This is a genomic window from Streptomyces speibonae (genome assembly GCF_984686075.1).
In genome coordinates, this window is the sequence record NZ_OZ480260.1 from 6055664 (window position 1) to 6069898 (window position 14235).

Annotated in this window: 16 protein-coding genes; 7 read left to right on the forward strand and 9 right to left on the reverse strand. The window is 68.8% G+C overall.

What is annotated here, in order from left to right:
• The first annotated feature begins 69 nt into the window (after window positions 1-69).
• Window positions 70-936, forward strand: a complete 867-nt coding sequence (locus AC5L3C_RS27165) for a F510_1955 family glycosylhydrolase (protein WP_344009674.1) — start codon at window positions 70-72, stop codon at window positions 934-936.
• A 14-nt stretch (window positions 937-950) separates the two neighbouring features.
• Here the strand turns inward: AC5L3C_RS27165 and AC5L3C_RS27170 are convergent, their stop codons facing one another.
• Both AC5L3C_RS27170 and AC5L3C_RS27175 read right to left on the reverse strand, forming a co-directional pair.
• Window positions 951-1856, reverse strand: coding sequence for a DUF5134 domain-containing protein (locus tag AC5L3C_RS27170; RefSeq protein WP_344009676.1), 906 nt, complete (start codon window positions 1854-1856; stop codon window positions 951-953).
• Window positions 1857-2002: 146 nt separating this feature from the next.
• Entirely contained in the window at window positions 2003-2617 is a 615-nt protein-coding gene (locus tag AC5L3C_RS27175) for a TetR/AcrR family transcriptional regulator (RefSeq protein ID WP_344009678.1), read from the reverse strand.
• A 99-nt stretch (window positions 2618-2716) separates the two neighbouring features.
• Here AC5L3C_RS27175 and AC5L3C_RS27180 point away from each other — a divergent pair, with 99 nt between their 5' ends.
• The 6 genes from AC5L3C_RS27180 to AC5L3C_RS27205 all read left to right on the forward strand — a co-directional run bounded on the left by AC5L3C_RS27180 (window position 2717) and on the right by AC5L3C_RS27205 (window position 8261).
• The gene (locus AC5L3C_RS27180; protein WP_344009679.1) at window positions 2717-2962 is read left to right on the forward strand and encodes a hypothetical protein; all 246 of its coding nucleotides are present in this window, start codon (window positions 2717-2719) and stop codon (window positions 2960-2962) included.
• Window positions 2959-3507 (forward strand): hypothetical protein, encoded by a 549-nt coding sequence (locus tag AC5L3C_RS27185; protein ID WP_344009680.1) that lies wholly within the window; start codon window positions 2959-2961, stop codon window positions 3505-3507. Before AC5L3C_RS27180 ends, AC5L3C_RS27185 begins: the two co-directional genes overlap by 4 nt.
• 114 nt (window positions 3508-3621) lie before the next feature.
• Window positions 3622-4119 carry a hypothetical protein gene (locus tag AC5L3C_RS27190; protein WP_493651443.1) on the forward strand — a complete coding sequence of 166 codons (498 nt, stop codon included), beginning with the start codon at window positions 3622-3624 and terminating at the stop codon, window positions 4117-4119.
• Window positions 4120-4204: 85 nt separating this feature from the next.
• Complete coding sequence (locus AC5L3C_RS27195) at window positions 4205-5098, forward strand: IS982 family transposase (RefSeq protein ID WP_493651444.1); 894 nt, start codon at window positions 4205-4207, stop codon at window positions 5096-5098.
• 95 nt (window positions 5099-5193) lie between these two features.
• Window positions 5194-6795: a multicopper oxidase family protein gene (locus AC5L3C_RS27200; protein WP_493651446.1), complete on the forward strand. Its 1602-nt coding sequence runs from the start codon at window positions 5194-5196 to the stop codon at window positions 6793-6795.
• 134 nt (window positions 6796-6929) lie between these two features.
• Complete coding sequence (locus AC5L3C_RS27205) at window positions 6930-8261, forward strand: AlbA family DNA-binding domain-containing protein (RefSeq protein ID WP_493651447.1); 1332 nt, start codon at window positions 6930-6932, stop codon at window positions 8259-8261.
• Window positions 8262-8348: 87 nt separating this feature from the next.
• Here AC5L3C_RS27205 and AC5L3C_RS27210 read toward each other — a convergent pair whose 3' ends face one another.
• The 7 genes from AC5L3C_RS27210 to AC5L3C_RS27240 form a co-directional block, all read right to left on the reverse strand.
• A complete protein-coding gene (locus AC5L3C_RS27210) occupies window positions 8349-8690 on the reverse strand; it encodes a C40 family peptidase (RefSeq protein WP_344016485.1) in 342 nt (113 codons plus the stop codon).
• Between the two features lie 321 nt (window positions 8691-9011).
• Window positions 9012-9323: a hypothetical protein gene (locus AC5L3C_RS27215; RefSeq protein WP_344016474.1), complete on the reverse strand. Its 312-nt coding sequence runs from the start codon at window positions 9321-9323 to the stop codon at window positions 9012-9014.
• A gap of 120 nt (window positions 9324-9443) precedes the next feature.
• Window positions 9444-10310, reverse strand: coding sequence for a hypothetical protein (locus tag AC5L3C_RS27220; protein WP_344016476.1), 867 nt, complete (start codon window positions 10308-10310; stop codon window positions 9444-9446).
• The gene (locus AC5L3C_RS27225; RefSeq protein WP_344016477.1) at window positions 10307-11020 is read right to left on the reverse strand and encodes a ParA family protein; all 714 of its coding nucleotides are present in this window, start codon (window positions 11018-11020) and stop codon (window positions 10307-10309) included. The genes AC5L3C_RS27220 and AC5L3C_RS27225 overlap by 4 nt, the downstream gene beginning before the upstream one ends.
• Before the next feature lie 188 nt (window positions 11021-11208).
• Window positions 11209-11781, reverse strand: a complete 573-nt coding sequence (locus AC5L3C_RS27230) for a helix-turn-helix domain-containing protein (RefSeq protein WP_344016479.1) — start codon at window positions 11779-11781, stop codon at window positions 11209-11211.
• A complete protein-coding gene (locus tag AC5L3C_RS27235; protein WP_344016480.1) occupies window positions 11778-13097 on the reverse strand; it encodes a helix-turn-helix domain-containing protein in 1320 nt (439 codons plus the stop codon). The genes AC5L3C_RS27230 and AC5L3C_RS27235 overlap by 4 nt, the downstream gene beginning before the upstream one ends.
• A gap of 636 nt (window positions 13098-13733) precedes the next feature.
• Window positions 13734-14165: a hypothetical protein gene (locus AC5L3C_RS27240; protein ID WP_493651449.1), complete on the reverse strand. Its 432-nt coding sequence runs from the start codon at window positions 14163-14165 to the stop codon at window positions 13734-13736.
• Window positions 14166-14235 lie beyond the last annotated feature (70 nt).

The following is a 14235-nucleotide window of genomic DNA, read 5'->3' on the forward strand; positions in this document are numbered from 1 at the left end:
GGGCGGTCATCTCCCTATGCCGGCTGACCGCTGCGGCGGTCGTCGCTCCCGTACGCACCCCGAGGAATCATGAACAAGCGCCCCGCCGTAGTGGCAGCCACTGCCCTGGCTCTCACCCTCACCCTGGCCGCATGCTCCGACAGCGGAGACAGCGCAGAATCGACCGGCTCGTCCGCCGCTTCCGGGACGACCATGAGCCACATCCACGGTCTCGGACTGGACCCGGCCGACCAGCGTCTCTACGTCGCCACCCACGAAGGCGTCTACACGCCCGACGCAAAGGGGAAGCCCGAGGTGGTGGGCGACAGCAAGGACGACTTCATGGGCTTCACCGTGGCCGGTGACAAGACGTTCTACGCCAGCGGCCACCCGACCTCCGGCGGCAACAAAGGGCTCATCAAGAGCACCGACGCGGGCAAGACCTGGAAGTCCCTGTCCTTGTCCAGCGAGTCCGACTTCCACGCCCTGGACTTCGTCCACGGCACCGTCTACGGCTACGACTCCACCAACGGCCTGGTGCGCACGACCAAGGACGGCGTCTCCTGGAAGGACGGGGCGCGGCTCGAAGCCCTGGACATAGCAGTCAGCCCCACAGACCCTGGCGTCATCCTGGCCACCACGGCCGAGGGCGTCGCCCGCAGCAGCGACGGCGGGAAAACCTTCGCCCGGGGGAAGGAGCCGGTGATGGCCTTCCTGTCCTGGACCGCGAAGGACGGCCTCTACGGCATCGACACCTCTGGTGGCCTGAGCCGCAGTACGGATGGCGGCACCACGTGGAAGAAGGTCGCCACCGTGCCGGGTGGCCAGCCGCAGGCGCTTACGGCTGTCGGCGCAGAGCATGTCCTTGCCGCCACTCAGACCGGGGTGTTCGAGTCGAAGGACGGCGGTAAGACGTTCAAGAAGCGCTTGGCTGTTGCGTTGAGTGGCGGCCACTGACCCGCGACGGGCGGTCAGGCGGCCATCATGACGAGCATGGTGCACATGGTGCCGCCCATGCCGATGTGGGCCGTCAGGGCCGCGCCCGGTGATGTGCCGGGAGGGCGACGGCGGCTCCGGTTTCCCCCTGCCGCATGTGCCCGGCGTTTGGTCCCTCCCAGCCGGGCCGTGTCCCAGACGGAGAGGGCTAGGGATGCGACGAACACCACGATCGCGTCGGGCAGGGCGAGAAGTCTCCGTGCCCAGCGTCCCCTGCCTGCACCGCGGCCCGCACCTGCCCGCTCTTCGGTGCCGCGGAGCCGCGCCCATACGGACGCGACGATCGAGAGCAGGAAGTACAGGGCCAGAGCGATCAATACCACACGCCACGCAGAGGCCGATCCTCCCGCGGCGGCGCTTTCGGTGGCGCCGGTCGTCATGTCGTGGGCAGTCATCCCCGAGGAGTGGCCAGTGCTGCCCGCGTCCCCGGCCATGCCCGCCATCTCGTGGCCGTGGGTCGTCCCGGCGGATCCGTGCCCGTGCCCCGTACCGGCTATCGAGTGCCCGCCCAGTGCCAGGACCGGCCCGGAGTCGCTGCCCGGCATGGCCAGCGTCATGATGACCATGGCGGCACTGCCGATGATGTGATGCGCCCAGCGGCGGCCGTGCCGCCAGCCGTGCAGCCGAGCGTGGCGTATGGCCAGGCCCACGCTGCCGAGGCCGACGGCGGCGAACCCCGCCACCCACCACAGGCTGTGGTTCCCGAAACTGGCGGCCATCGCGGGCAGGAACATCGCGGCCATGCCGCCGGCCATGAGGACGTCGCCTCCGGCGGCGAACCGGGCCTCTCCGCTGTCGGCAGCGGCCAGTCGGGCTGCGCTCACGACGGCCACGAGTGCGGCCACCGCCGCCAGCGTCCAGGCCATAGCGGGACTTCCCATTGGTGCCCTCCGCGTCGACCGGCAATCGCCCGCGCCGTATGCGCGAGCACGTCGACGTGCGTCGTCCTCTGGCTGCTATCTACGGATGCCCTTAGTACGTAGCGAAGCCAAGAGGCGTTCAGCGGAAGGGAGTTTCCCTGGGGGCCTCAGTGCTGGGGAGGGCGCACGCCTGCCAGGGTGACCGTGACCAGGCGCCGCACGGCGGCCTCGGACGGCAGGGTTCGTGCTGCGGCGAGGGCGCTGAGGCAATAGCGCGTGAGCTCCGCCGACGGGATGTCGTCCCTGACGTCGCCGGCCCGTGCTGCCTCGGTCACCAGCTCTTGAACCATGTGGTGAAGGTGCTGGTGCGCGTGGGCAAGGTGGTTGCCACTGTCCTGGTGCAGGAACGCGCCGAGGTCCGTGTCGTGGTGGCCGTGCGATTCGTGGGTGATGAGGGCGTAGGCCTCCAGCACCGCTTCGAGGCGGGCACCGGGTCCTTCGGTGCGGTCCCGGACTCCCGTCAGTTGGTCGAGGTGACCGGCGATCTCGCGCGCGTGCCAGGCGTGCAGGATCGCTTCGACGTCCGGGAAGTACTTGTACAGTGTGGCCCGCCCGATACCAACCTTCTCCGCAATCTGAGACATCGTCACCGACAGCGGGCCCTTCTCAGTCGCCAGGGCGGCGGTGCTGTCCAGGATGGCGTCGCGCACGTCCCGGCGGTGCGCCTCGATCGTCTCGTTCCACAGCTTCGGCACGCGGAAAGCGTACGCGATGCCGATCATGCGGCACTATGGTTTGATGGCGACAATGTGTATCGATAAATCTGGGGTCGTTCGCACGGCACGCCGCCCAGGCCTGGGCGAGAACAAGGAGAACCCGTCATGGTGGATCCGTCTCAGGAGCCGGACGCTCGCGACAAGACCGCTGAGTCTTCCGTCAGCGGCCCGAGTGGGGGAGTGCCGCGCTGGGTGAAGGTGTCCGGGCTCGTCACGCTGGTCGTGGCCCTTCTCGTCGTGGTCATGCTGCTGATCCCGGGCAACCACGGTCCGGGCCGTCACCTCGGCGGACAGGCTCCGCTCGGCGGCGTCACTGCAACCACCGGTCCGGCCACAGGAGGCACCGGATGACGATGCCGCCTCGCCTGCGCAAGCTGGCTCTCATCGTGCACGTCACGTCCTCGGTCGGCTGGCTCGGCGCGGTCCTTGCCTTTCTCGCTCTGTCGGTGATCGGCCTGACCAGCCAGGACCCGGCGACGGTACGCGGGGTCTACCTCGTGATGGAGCCGGCCGCCTGGTACGCCCTTCTCCCCCTGGCCTTCGCCGCGCTGCTCACCGGCATCATCCAGTCGCTGGGTACGCCCTGGGGCCTCTTCCGGCACTACTGGGTCCTGTTCAAACTCCTGATCAACGTGGTTGCCACCGTCGTACTGCTGATCTACATGGGGACCTTCAGGTCGATGGCGCACATGGCAGCCGACCCGGAGGTCGAGCTGTCCTCGGTGCGCAACTTCTCACCTGTGCTGCACTCCGTACTGGCGCTGGTCGTGCTGCTGCTCGCCATGGTCCTTGCGGTGTACAAGCCGCGGGGCGTCAGTCCATTCGGGCAGCGGAAGCAGCGGGCGCAGAGCGAGAGCCGTATCGCGCCGGGCGCGGTGTCCGTGCCTCAGGCGTGAGGGGGCGAGGGGGCCACCACTGAGGGGTGCGACAGAGGCTGTTCCGGGAGTGCGGCTTACCCCCTACGGGTATATTGGCGGCCAGTCGTCTCACCGGGAACTTTGAGGGAAGCGATGACAGCACCGGGAGCCTGGGCCCCGCGGATCCACGCCTCGCACGGCGCCGGCCGCTGGGCGCGTGCTGCCGTCATCGCTCTCCTCGCGGCACTCGCCGTACTGATTCACCACGAGACCGCCGGCGCAGCGATCGGCTCGAACCCTTCCTCCGCCGCACACGTGATGACGCCCGGCATGGCGATGTCGGACAGCCATGCCGCACCGGCGACGGCCATGTCCGGGCATGGGCACGGCAGCGCCGCAGCGCAGGCCGCAGAGCCGACGACGGCCGCCGTTCCGACGAAGAGCAGTGCCGACAGCCCGCCCTGCGCCGGCATGACCATGCAGCACTGCGCGACCGCGAGCTTCGAGGTCGTGAAGCTGCCGCCACCGATGGAGACCCCGGTGCCGTGGGGTCTCGCTGTGCCTGTCGGTGTCGCTACCGGGCCCAAGGCCGCCGGGACAGTGAACCGAGCGCCCCCGGACCTGTCCGTTCTCTCTCAGCTGCGCATCTAGGCCGTGCCCAACGGCTTCCTAGACGAGTTATTCCGAATGCTGACGGTGCGTCCGGGAACACAGACAGGGCGTCCAAGATCGATCTGTGACGAATGACCTGGACGCCCTGCTGACCGCACTGTACGTGAAGATCGATGACGAGATTGGAGATACCCGATGGCTGGGCCGCCCGCCGCGATTGACGGACTCCGAACTCGTCTGCCTCGCCGTCGCCCAGGCCATGCTGGGTTTCGCCTCGGAGTCCAGATGGCTGCGGTTCGTCCACTCCCGGCTGGGCGCGATGTTCCCGTACGTGCCGAAGCAGCCGGGCTGGAACAAGCGGCTGCGGGCAGCGTTGCCGCTGGTCAAGCGCGTGATACGACTCCTTGCAGCGGACACCGACTTCTGGTTCGACAACCACTGGATCGTCGACTCGACCCCGGTGGAGTGCGGCCGCTCGCGGCCCACGGTGAAGCGGTCGGACATGGCCGGCTGGGCCGGATACGGGTACTGCGCCAGCCACTCGCGGTTCTTCTGGGGCCTGCGGCTGTACCTGGTGTGCACCCCGACCGGCATGCCGATCCTGTGGGCCTTGGCCAACCCCAAGCTGGACGAGCGCGAAGTGTTGATGGCGATGCTGGATCGCGAGCCGGACGCGGTCACCGGCCGGCCCGGCCTGCTGTTCATCGCGGACAAGGGCTTCGCCTCCAAGGAGTTCGAGGCCGATCTGGCCTTGCGCGGGGCGGCGTTGCTGCGGCCGTCGTTCAAACGGGAGAAGCGCCGCGCGGGCGAGTCGCTGCTGAAGTCGGTGCGGCAGCTGATCGAGTCGGTGAACGACACCCTCAAGGGCCAGCTCGACCTGGAACAGCACGGCGGCCGGACCTTCGAGGGCGTCGCTACCCGCGTCGCTCAGCGCGTCCTCGCGCTGGCTGCGGCGATCTGGCACAACCACAAGACCGGACAGCCGGTCATGCGATCCCTGATCGCCTACGACCACTGATCACATCGGAATGACTCGTCTAGTGCCTTTGTCATGCTGAGGAGCCGTCTCAGCACGCCAACTTCCGTATGCGTACTCTGAGATCGAGGACACCCATGAACGGCATCAACCGTCGCTCCGTCCTGCTCGCCGGGCTCGGCGTCGCGGGCGCCGGCGCGCTCGCCGCCTGCAGCAGCGGCTCCAACAGCACCCCCGCTCTGGTCGACCCCTTCGGCGCGGTGGTCGCCGCAGCCGAGAAGAAGCGGAAGGGCACCGGCAGGACGCAGCAGGCGACCCTGACCGCCGCGGCCGCCATGCTCGACCTCGGCGGCGGCGTCATGGCGAAGAGCTGGGCCTTCAGTGGCCAGGCCCCGGGCAAGGAGATCAGGCTGTCCGTCGGCGACACCCTGGCCGCCGAACTCTCCAACCAGCTGCCGAACAGGACCGCCACGTCCATCCACTGGCACGGCATCGCCATGCGCAACGACATGGACGGCGTACCCCCAGTGACCCAGCAGGCTGTCCGCGCGGGTGCCAACTTCACGTACCGCTTCATCGCGGACGCCCCCGGCACGTACTTCTTCCATCCCCACGTCGGCGTCCAGCTCGACCGGGGGCTGTGCGCGCCGCTGATCGTCGAGGATCCCGAGGAGCCGCTGTCGTACGACGACGAATGGGTCGTCGTCCTGGACGACTGGATCGACGGCGTCACCGGCACCCCCGACGAAGTCCTCGCCGAGCTGCGGCAGGGTATGCGCGGCATGGAGATGGGCGGCGACTCCACCTCCGGCGGCCACGAGGGCCACGACATGGGGGGCATGGACATGGGGGAGGACTCCGCGCCCCCGTCCGCCTCGCCCTCCTCCGGCGGGATGTCGATGAAGTTCATGCTCATGGGCGCCGAGAGCGAGCTGCTCGGCGGCGACGCCGGCGATGTGAAGTACCCGTACCACCTGGTCAACGGCCAGGTCCCCGCCGACCCCGCCGTCTACCAGGGCAAGCCCGGCACGCGGGTCCGGCTGCGCATCATCAACGCGGGAGGCGACACCGCGTACCGAGTGGCGCTGGACGGCCACAAGCTGACCATCACCCACACCGACGGCTTCCCCGTCGAGCACCAGCAGGTCGACGCCCTGTTGATCGGGATGGGGGAGCGGTACGACCTCCTGGTCACCCTCGGTGACGGCGTCTTCCCGCTCGTTGCGCTGGCCGAGGGCAAGGACGCCACCGGCATGGCGCTGGTCCGTACGGGATCCGGCACTGCGCCGAAGGCGACCGTCCGCCCGGAGGAGCTGAACGGCAGGATCCTGACGGCGTCCCAGCTGCGCGCGAACGACGACGTCCGTCTGCCGTCCAAGAAGGTGGACCGGGTACACCGCGTCGAGCTGACCGGCGGCATGGACAAGTACAACTGGGCTATCAACGGCAAGGCGTACGACATGGACGACCCGACCGCGCATCCGCTCACGATCGAAGAAGGGCAGCGGGTCCGGCTGGACTTCGTCAACACCACGGAGATGTGGCACCCGATGCACCTGCACGGCCACACCTACCAGCTCGGGGACAACGGCCCGCGCAAGGACACATCGATCGTGCTGCCGAAGAAGAAGCTGTCAGTCATCTTCGACGCCGACAACCCCGGGCAGTGGATGCTGCACTGCCACAATGCGTACCACGGAGAGGTCGGCATGATGACGCTGGTCGCGTACCAGAGCTGACCGCCACCGCTGTGCTTGGTCCGGGGCCGGTTCTGTCCGGCTGGCCCCGGCGCCGGGAAGTGACGGTGGGCGACAGCATGAACGCTCTCGTCTCCGCCCGAACTCGTGCGCTTGCGCTCGTAGACTCTGGGCGCATGGCCGCTGATAGCCCCGCCCACCTCGTCTCCCTGCTCACCAGGCAGCAGCCTCAGGAGATCCTCGGCACACCGGAGAGCGAGTGGGTCGACTTCAAGAGCGTCGGCCCCAAAGGGCCGTACGACCTTTCCACTGAGAAAGGCAAGTTCGAACTAGCGAAGGACGTCGCAGCGTTTGCCAACGCCGGCGGCGGTCTGATCGTGTGCGGCCTCAAGGCGAAGCAGCGGCCGACCGAGCTCTACGAGGTCGCGGAGAAGCTGACACCCTTCGCGAAGTCGTTGGTCAACAGCACCTCGTATAAGGACGTCATCACCGAATACGTGCGCCCGCTGCTCAAGGTGAACTACCTGTGGTTCGACCACGCCGCTGATGACCCCGACGCATCCGGTCACTACCTGGTGATCGAGGTGGCTGCGCTGCCCGAGTCCGACCGGTGGGCGCTGGTCACTCGGGGGCTGACCGAGGACGGCAGGTTCGTCAAAGGAAGCTGGACGGTCCCCATCCGCAACGGTGACACCACGGCCTACCTTTCGCCGGACGAGGCGTACCGGCTCTTGAGCGACGGCCTGCGCATGCGACGGGAACCCGCCACGACCCCACCTGCCCCGGAGCCGCACGCAGACCGGGAGGCCACACGGGTTTCTTTGCGAGCCCGCCTGGACCTGGACGACGTACCGGTCTTGTTCTTTCAGAGCACGCCCGACCACCCGAAGGGGCTTGTCCCCGGTATGCACGCCACTGGCGGCTTGCGGAACGTATTGCGCAACCAGGACACGCTGCGTGGCACCCAAGGCTTCAACTTCGCGTCGGTCTACCACCAGCCCGAGGCCCACGACGGTGGACTCCTCCTCACTCAGCCTCCACGGCGCGGGTTGTGGATTGAGTCCGACGGAGCAGTCACGGCGGCCGTGGCCGCGACGCGGGACATGCTGGGCTGGGCCATGGAACGCTACTCCGGCGGTGCGGACCGCAGGATCAGTGTCTTCGTGCTTACCGAAATCACGCTGGAGTACTTCCGGCTCGTCGACCAACACGTTCTGCCGTTGGTAGACGGCTCGTGGACACACCGGATTGTGGCCACCGAGTTCGCACGTCCGCCGGCCCGCACCCTTGCAGCCGGGGACGACCCGAACTTTCCGCTCCGGGGCTCACCGCAGCCAGCGACCAACGATGACTGGAACCACAGTTGGCACGCCTTGGGCGACCCGGAGCGCGATGCGTATGAGGCCCTGCGGCATCTCTACGTCCTGTTCGGCCTTGACGTCACGGACAATCCGTTCACTGATGGCGGCCGGGTGAGCACAACGCTGCTGCTGACCAAGGGGCCGTGACATCAGCCGGTTGGACGCTTCCGCGAACGGCGCGTGCGACAAGCCGAGTAAGACCGCTGGGCGAGTGGGTGAGAGGGCACGAGGCGGCTACGCCGTCCGGGATTCAGGGCCGCGTGGCCGCGAAGTACGGCATGGAGGCGAGGTTGGTGATCTCGATGTTCTTGCCGGTGCGCGGTGCGTGGATGGCCTTGCCGTGGCCGATGTACAGGCCGTTGTGCTGGCTGTTGTTGTACCAGTAGGTGATGTCCCGGGCTGGAGGTCGGAGCGGGCGACCTGCCGGCCCGCGTTGTACTGCTGGTTGACGGTGCGGGGCAGTGAGACGTCGGCGGTGCGCCAGGAGGCGCCGGTGAGGCCGGAGCAGTCGTAGGAGTTCGGGCCGGTCGATCCCCACTCGTAGGGCTTGCCGAGCTGGGCGTAGGCGAACTCGATCGCGGTACGGGCGCGTCCGCTGGCGGGACTGCAATACGCAGCGCCATAGTAGAGCTTGCCTTCGGCCGTCCGGCCTCCGCGATGTTGCCGAGGCGCCGGGCCGAGGAGTAGTCCCTCTGTCTACTCTTCTCAGCCCTGTTCCTGACCCTGCGCCGTGATGATCTCGGTGTGGGATGAGGAGATCTCTGCTGGAGCCGTTGTTGCCGGTCGCGGTGAGGGGCAGGCCGTCGGCCCGGCCGCGAGTTGCTTGGCGGGTACGGGCGGGGGCGCCCCGGCGGGACTTACCACCGAGGGGGCATGGCAGTGAAGTCGGCCGCGTGATCAGCGTGCTTCGGCTTTGGGCGAGGTGAGGTCGGGTGGGTAGCCCTTAGCACGCAGCCACGTGTCAAGTGCGAGGGCGACGATGTCGCCGTGGGGCATGTCGTGATCGGCGTTGTATCGGCGGATGCGTTTCTGGAGCTGGAGGGCATCGGGGACGGCGTAGTTGAGCTGTCCGCGTTTGGTGTGGCGATTGCTGATGATCTCCAGCGTGTTCGGGTGTGGAGTGAATGGGTCTTCAGCGGGCTGGGACTGCGCTTCCAATGCGTCGGCCATCTCACGCAGTCGTCGGGCGTGATGGGCGAGATCGGGCACGAGTTGCTCCGGTCGGTCCGGATAGGCGGATAGCTAGCCGCCTATTGGGCTATTGGAATAGTCGGCACGGGGTGGCCGCCCCCTTGCGTGGGGGTGGCCGCCCCGTGCCGTGCGGTCGGGTCAGAAGCCGCGGGCGGTGAGCCACTCGTCCAGTGCGACCGAGACAATGTCGCCGATGGGCAGGTGATCGAGTTCGTTGTCCAGCGCGAAGCGCTTGATCCGCTTCTTCAGCTTCAACGCAGCGGGAACCGAAGAGTCGAGACTCTCCCGCGCGATGATCCGCTGGTTGAGAACGACGGCGACCTCGGGAACATCCTTGGGACGGCCGGGACCGTGCGCATACGGCGTTCCCTCGCTGGGATCCTCCTGCGATCGAGTCTCCTGTTGTTCCTGGTGAGCCCCCGGACCCTCGGTCCTCACCGGGAATGCGGTGCCGCCTGCCACCGGGGAAACGGCCGGGCGAATGGCCACCTCGGCGGCCGGAGCCGCACCAGCAGTCGCGGACGTGACAGGAGGCGGACCATGCTGCGCAACAGGTTCGGCCGGCTGCGTGGCCTGGACCGCAGGTGCTGCAGGCTCGGGAGCCGGGACCACAGGCGGCATGTGCCGCTCCACCGGCTCCCCACCGACCGCCGTCCCCGCCTCGGGGGCGACGACGGCCGGGCGAACCGGCTGACTGGTGGCCGGCTCCGGCACGGGGCCGCTCGGCACGTCGGCAGTCGGCTGGGCTGAGGTCTGCGCCACTTCGGGCATCGCCTCGGTCCGGCCCTGTGCCGATCCCTCGGGGATGGGAACGGCGGAAGGAGCGGTCTGAACTTGCGGCTCGCTGGCAGCGGGACGGCCCTGGCCCTGGGCGGCGGCCTGTTCGGCGGCGTACTGCTCGGGGGTGAGCTCGGCGGCCGGGGGAGGGGGTGGCGGGGCCGACTTCTTGGCCCCGCCCAGGGTGCGACCCGTGCGGCGGGCCGGGGGCTTCATGCGCTCGCTCATGCCGTGAGCTCCTTCATCAGTTCGGCGTACTCGCTCAGTTCGGTCGGGATCTCGCCGAAGGCCTCCATGTAGTGCACCCAGGAGTGGATAGTCGTCTCGGCGAGCGGGAAGGGCTCGTCGCGGTCCGGGCCGATGCCCTCGCCCTTCTCGGGCTCCAGCAGCTTGTCCTTTGCGTTGCGGGGCAGGCTGGTGCGGTCGTCGGCCTTCACGAGGACTACGTGGGCGGTGACGTCGCGCTCGTTGCGGGCGGCGGCGCGCTCGGCCTCGTCGAAGGTGGCCACGAGCTTGCGGCGCTCGATCTTGGTGGGGGCGACCGGCACGAGCAGCAGGTTCGCCTCGGTAACAGCCTCGTGGAACAACTTCGCGCTGCCGCCGCCGGCGTCGACCACGATTGCTCCGAACTCGGACCGCTTCTCACGGATGTATTCGGCGATGTCGTCGAACGGGTACCGCTCGACCACCAGGTTGGCCGGGATCTCGAAGCCCTCGGCCTGGGCGACCTTGAACCAGTCATAGGCGGACTGGCTGGTTGCGTCCGCGTCCAGGAGCAGCGTCGGCAGGTCGAGGACGACGGCGTAGTAGAGGGCGATGAACCAGGCGGAGGTGGTCTTGCCGGTGCCGCCCTTGAGCATGCCGACGACGATGACGAAGGCGTCCCAGGCGCGGGCTGTGGCCGCGGCCAGGGCCCTGTGACGGGTGTTCTCGTTCACGTGTGCTTGATCTCCTGAAACTGGAAAGGTGAGTTGTCCTATGTGCGTCGGTAAGAGGGCCGACATTCGGTGGCGGCTGCTTGCCGATGTCGGAGGGGCTCGCGCTGCAGTACTGCGCCTGGGATGGCGCACGGCCGACTTCTTGATCTGTCGGGCATGGCGGGGGACACCCGACAGGGCGGGGCCGCTCATGACCGCTTCCTCGGGTCACGGGCTTCGCCGTGGTTGTGCTGGGGACGCATCCGGGTGCCAGCCTGGTGCAGGAGCCGGTAGACGGTGGCGACCGAGTAGTTGCACTCCTTGGCGAGGTCCGGGACCGTGGCGCCAGCGTCGTACCGTGCCCGCAGGGATACCGCGAGCCTTTGCCGCTCGGCGGCTCGCATTGCGGCGCGCATCCGCATCGTCTGCTGCGTGGTGCGCACAGCGCCGCCGGCCTCGATCAGCAGGCGCCGGGCAGCACGCCTCGTCCCAGCCCCCGCCGCAGCGAGCTCGGTGAGGGTCGCGCCATGCTGCTCGTACAGGGTGCGCAGGTGGGCCGCGAGACGCTGGCGCGCCTGTGGATCCTGGCGCATCCGACGGGTCTGCCACGACGTACGCATCTCGGTCCCGGCCTCGTGCAGCCGGTTGAGCACCGTGCCGTACGACAAGCCGCTGCTGGCCACGAGTTCGTCGACCGTGGCGCCGGACTCGTACTGCTTGCGCAGGGACTCGGGCGTCACCGTCTCGCTCGCATCGGATGTGACTGGGGGCTCTGGGTTCATGCGGCGGACTCCCATTCGCTGAGGGCTTCGGCATGGGCGGCGGCCAGCTCGTCGTAACTGCGCTGGTCCGATGGGGTGATGAGGATCAGCCGACCGTCGGTGGCCACGCGCCATTCGGCGTCAGGGCGGCCGGTGACCGGGTCGAGGACACAGCCGCCGGGGGCGTGCCACGCAGGAGGGATCTCGTCGGGGCGAGGTGCGGGAACCAGGACCTGGCCTCCGTCGCGGACGATCACCATGGCCTTGCCCCGGTGCTCCGCCAGCCGCTCCAGTGCCTCCCGGTACGCCGAGCGCTCGGCAGCGTGCAGCGCTTTGCGCTGGGCTGCCACGCCCGCGGTGCCGTATTGCTGGGCGACCGCGTCCCAGCCCTGTGCCGGGGGCGCGGTCGGTGCGGGAACCGCATCTGGCAGGCTGGTACCGAAGCCCTCCAGCGCGCGAGGCGCGAGGATCCAGGTCTCTCCGCTGTGGTGCACCAGGCCGTGGTCGGCCAGGCGTCGCAAGGTCCGGTAGGCGGTGGCCCGGGACACCGATGCCGAGCCGACGAGTTCGCCAATGGTCTGGGCGGGCCGGGCGTGCAGCGCGCCGATGATCATGAGGGCGGAGCTGCCGAGGCCGTGGTGGGCGAAGGCGTCGTGGCCCATCAGGCGGCTGATGACGGTGGAGTCGATGTCGGCCGCCGCCCGTGTCTCAGGGGTGGGCCACTCCTCAAGTGCCGGGTCGGGGGGGTACTGAGTGGTCCGGAAACGAGACAGCGAAGCGGGGGCGTTGCCGTCGGCGAGGTACCAGGTGGAGCCCTCCCGGCCATGGCCGACCCGCAGCCGGCGCAGCCAGCCACCCGGCTTGAGAACGGTCTCGTAGACCACCCGCAGCGTCGTCCGCGAGACCCCTGCCTCCTCCGCGGTCTGCCGCTCACTGGCGTGGTGCAGCGGGCCGCCGGCGGTCTCGGCGAAGTTCAGATGGGCCCGCAGCACCCGCAGCGCGGTCCGACCCCGCTCGCCGCGCCAAGGAGTGGTCTCGATCCGGTCGCGCAGTGCAGCGAGGACCTCGTACGCCTCGTGCCGGGAGCCCAGCGCCCTGGTGCTGTCGACTGCGGTCGAGGCGCTGGCCCACACCCGGCGGATGTAGTCCAGGGCACGCGCCTGCCCGGAGCGGAGCGCGATGTGCCGGGCGTGCCGGCCACCCTCGTGGTCGGGGTGGAGCAGCAGCCGGGTCAGCTCGTCGACGGTTCCGCCGGCGCGGGCGACGTGGCAGGCGATAGCCGCCGTGATCCGGTGCCCGTGCTCGGCCGCCCCCTGCCGGTCCTCGCGCAGGACCACAGTCTGGCCGTCGGATCCGAGCCTGCTGTAACTGCCCGCCGCGTAGCGGCCGGTGAGGTCTCCGAGCAGGACAAGGTCAGCCGCAGCCGGAGGCAGCCGGTGAAGCCCCAGTCGCTCGCTCGGGTGAAATGTCCGTCGGGATGGGTCTGCCTGGTGGGTGTGGTGTGGCACTGTGGGGTCGTCTCGCAAGGACGTGGACGCCACCCCGGCCCGCTAAAACCACGGTGGCGTCCGGAACCGACCTCCAATCGGTGCCAAGCGAAGCCTCCAGGATGGCCGTCCTGGAGGCCTTCGTATGCCTGGCTCCTCAGCGGAGGCAGGCGTCCCCATCGCGGCTCGACCGAGATCGACTCGGAGTGCCGCCAGAGGAGTCCTGACCCATCCGACACCGCCCCGACCTCGGCCGATTCGGGGCCAAACAGAGGGCGATTGCCTCTGACTGGCTCCGAGCAGCTCGGGTCGAACCCGGGTCGAATCAGAGCGGTTTCCTCTGACTGCCTCCGATCGCCTCTGCAACCCGACCTAGCAGGTCACAACCGATCCGGCCCGCGAAAGCGCAGGTCAGAAAGGTGCTCCAGGAATACCCGGCGTACAGCCCGACTCGTCTGCCGCCCCGCGACCGGGTCGGCCGGGGCGTCAGAGGTGGCGGCCGATGTGTGCGATGCGGATCGCCTTCTCCTCGTGCACCAGCCGGAAGTAGACGCGCCCGGCGTTCCGGTTGAGATTCCCGTGGAGTTCGAAGCAGCGGCGCTCGCCGTCCAGATCGTCCCAGTATCGGTTCCTGCGCGCGTTCTCGTGCTCCGGCCGGATGCTGGGGGCCTCCCAGTGCGGCCCCGTGGGGGAGGAAACGGGGTCCCATCCCGCGGCGGTCTCCTGGAGCTGCCGAAGGAGCCTGCGGGCCCCCTTGAACCACTTCGGGTCCAGGTTCTCCAGGTCGTCCCGCACCCGGGGGAGGAACTGGAGGTTGGGGAAGAAGTCCTCCCGCCCCGCCCACAGTTCCGCTCCGCTGGAGACGGCGCCGAGTCCTTCCCGGCGGCCCCACAGCTCGTGTTCCTCGAGGTGTGCCACGCGTGACGCGTGCCGGACCTTGTCGGTGTACTCGTCGGCCGAAATGTCCCCTGAGACAGGGTCCTCTGTC

What these genes read in the sequence shown, in the direction of transcription:
- AC5L3C_RS27165 (WP_344009674.1), top strand. Translation starts at nt 70, where the DNA reads ATGAACAAGCGCCCCGCCGTAGTGGCAGCCACTGCCCTGGCTCTCACC.
- AC5L3C_RS27170 (WP_344009676.1), bottom strand. Translation starts at nt 1,856, where the DNA reads ATGGGAAGTCCCGCTATGGCCTGGACGCTGGCGGCGGTGGCCGCACTC.
- AC5L3C_RS27175 (WP_344009678.1), bottom strand. Translation starts at nt 2,617, where the DNA reads ATGATCGGCATCGCGTACGCTTTCCGCGTGCCGAAGCTGTGGAACGAG.
- AC5L3C_RS27180 (WP_344009679.1), top strand. Translation starts at nt 2,717, where the DNA reads ATGGTGGATCCGTCTCAGGAGCCGGACGCTCGCGACAAGACCGCTGAG.
- AC5L3C_RS27185 (WP_344009680.1), top strand. Translation starts at nt 2,959, where the DNA reads ATGACGATGCCGCCTCGCCTGCGCAAGCTGGCTCTCATCGTGCACGTC.
- AC5L3C_RS27190 (WP_493651443.1), top strand. Translation starts at nt 3,622, where the DNA reads ATGACAGCACCGGGAGCCTGGGCCCCGCGGATCCACGCCTCGCACGGC.
- AC5L3C_RS27200 (WP_493651446.1), top strand. Translation starts at nt 5,194, where the DNA reads ATGAACGGCATCAACCGTCGCTCCGTCCTGCTCGCCGGGCTCGGCGTC.
- AC5L3C_RS27205 (WP_493651447.1), top strand. Translation starts at nt 6,930, where the DNA reads ATGGCCGCTGATAGCCCCGCCCACCTCGTCTCCCTGCTCACCAGGCAG.
- AC5L3C_RS27220 (WP_344016476.1), bottom strand. Translation starts at nt 10,310, where the DNA reads ATGAGCGAGCGCATGAAGCCCCCGGCCCGCCGCACGGGTCGCACCCTG.
- AC5L3C_RS27230 (WP_344016479.1), bottom strand. Translation starts at nt 11,781, where the DNA reads ATGAACCCAGAGCCCCCAGTCACATCCGATGCGAGCGAGACGGTGACG.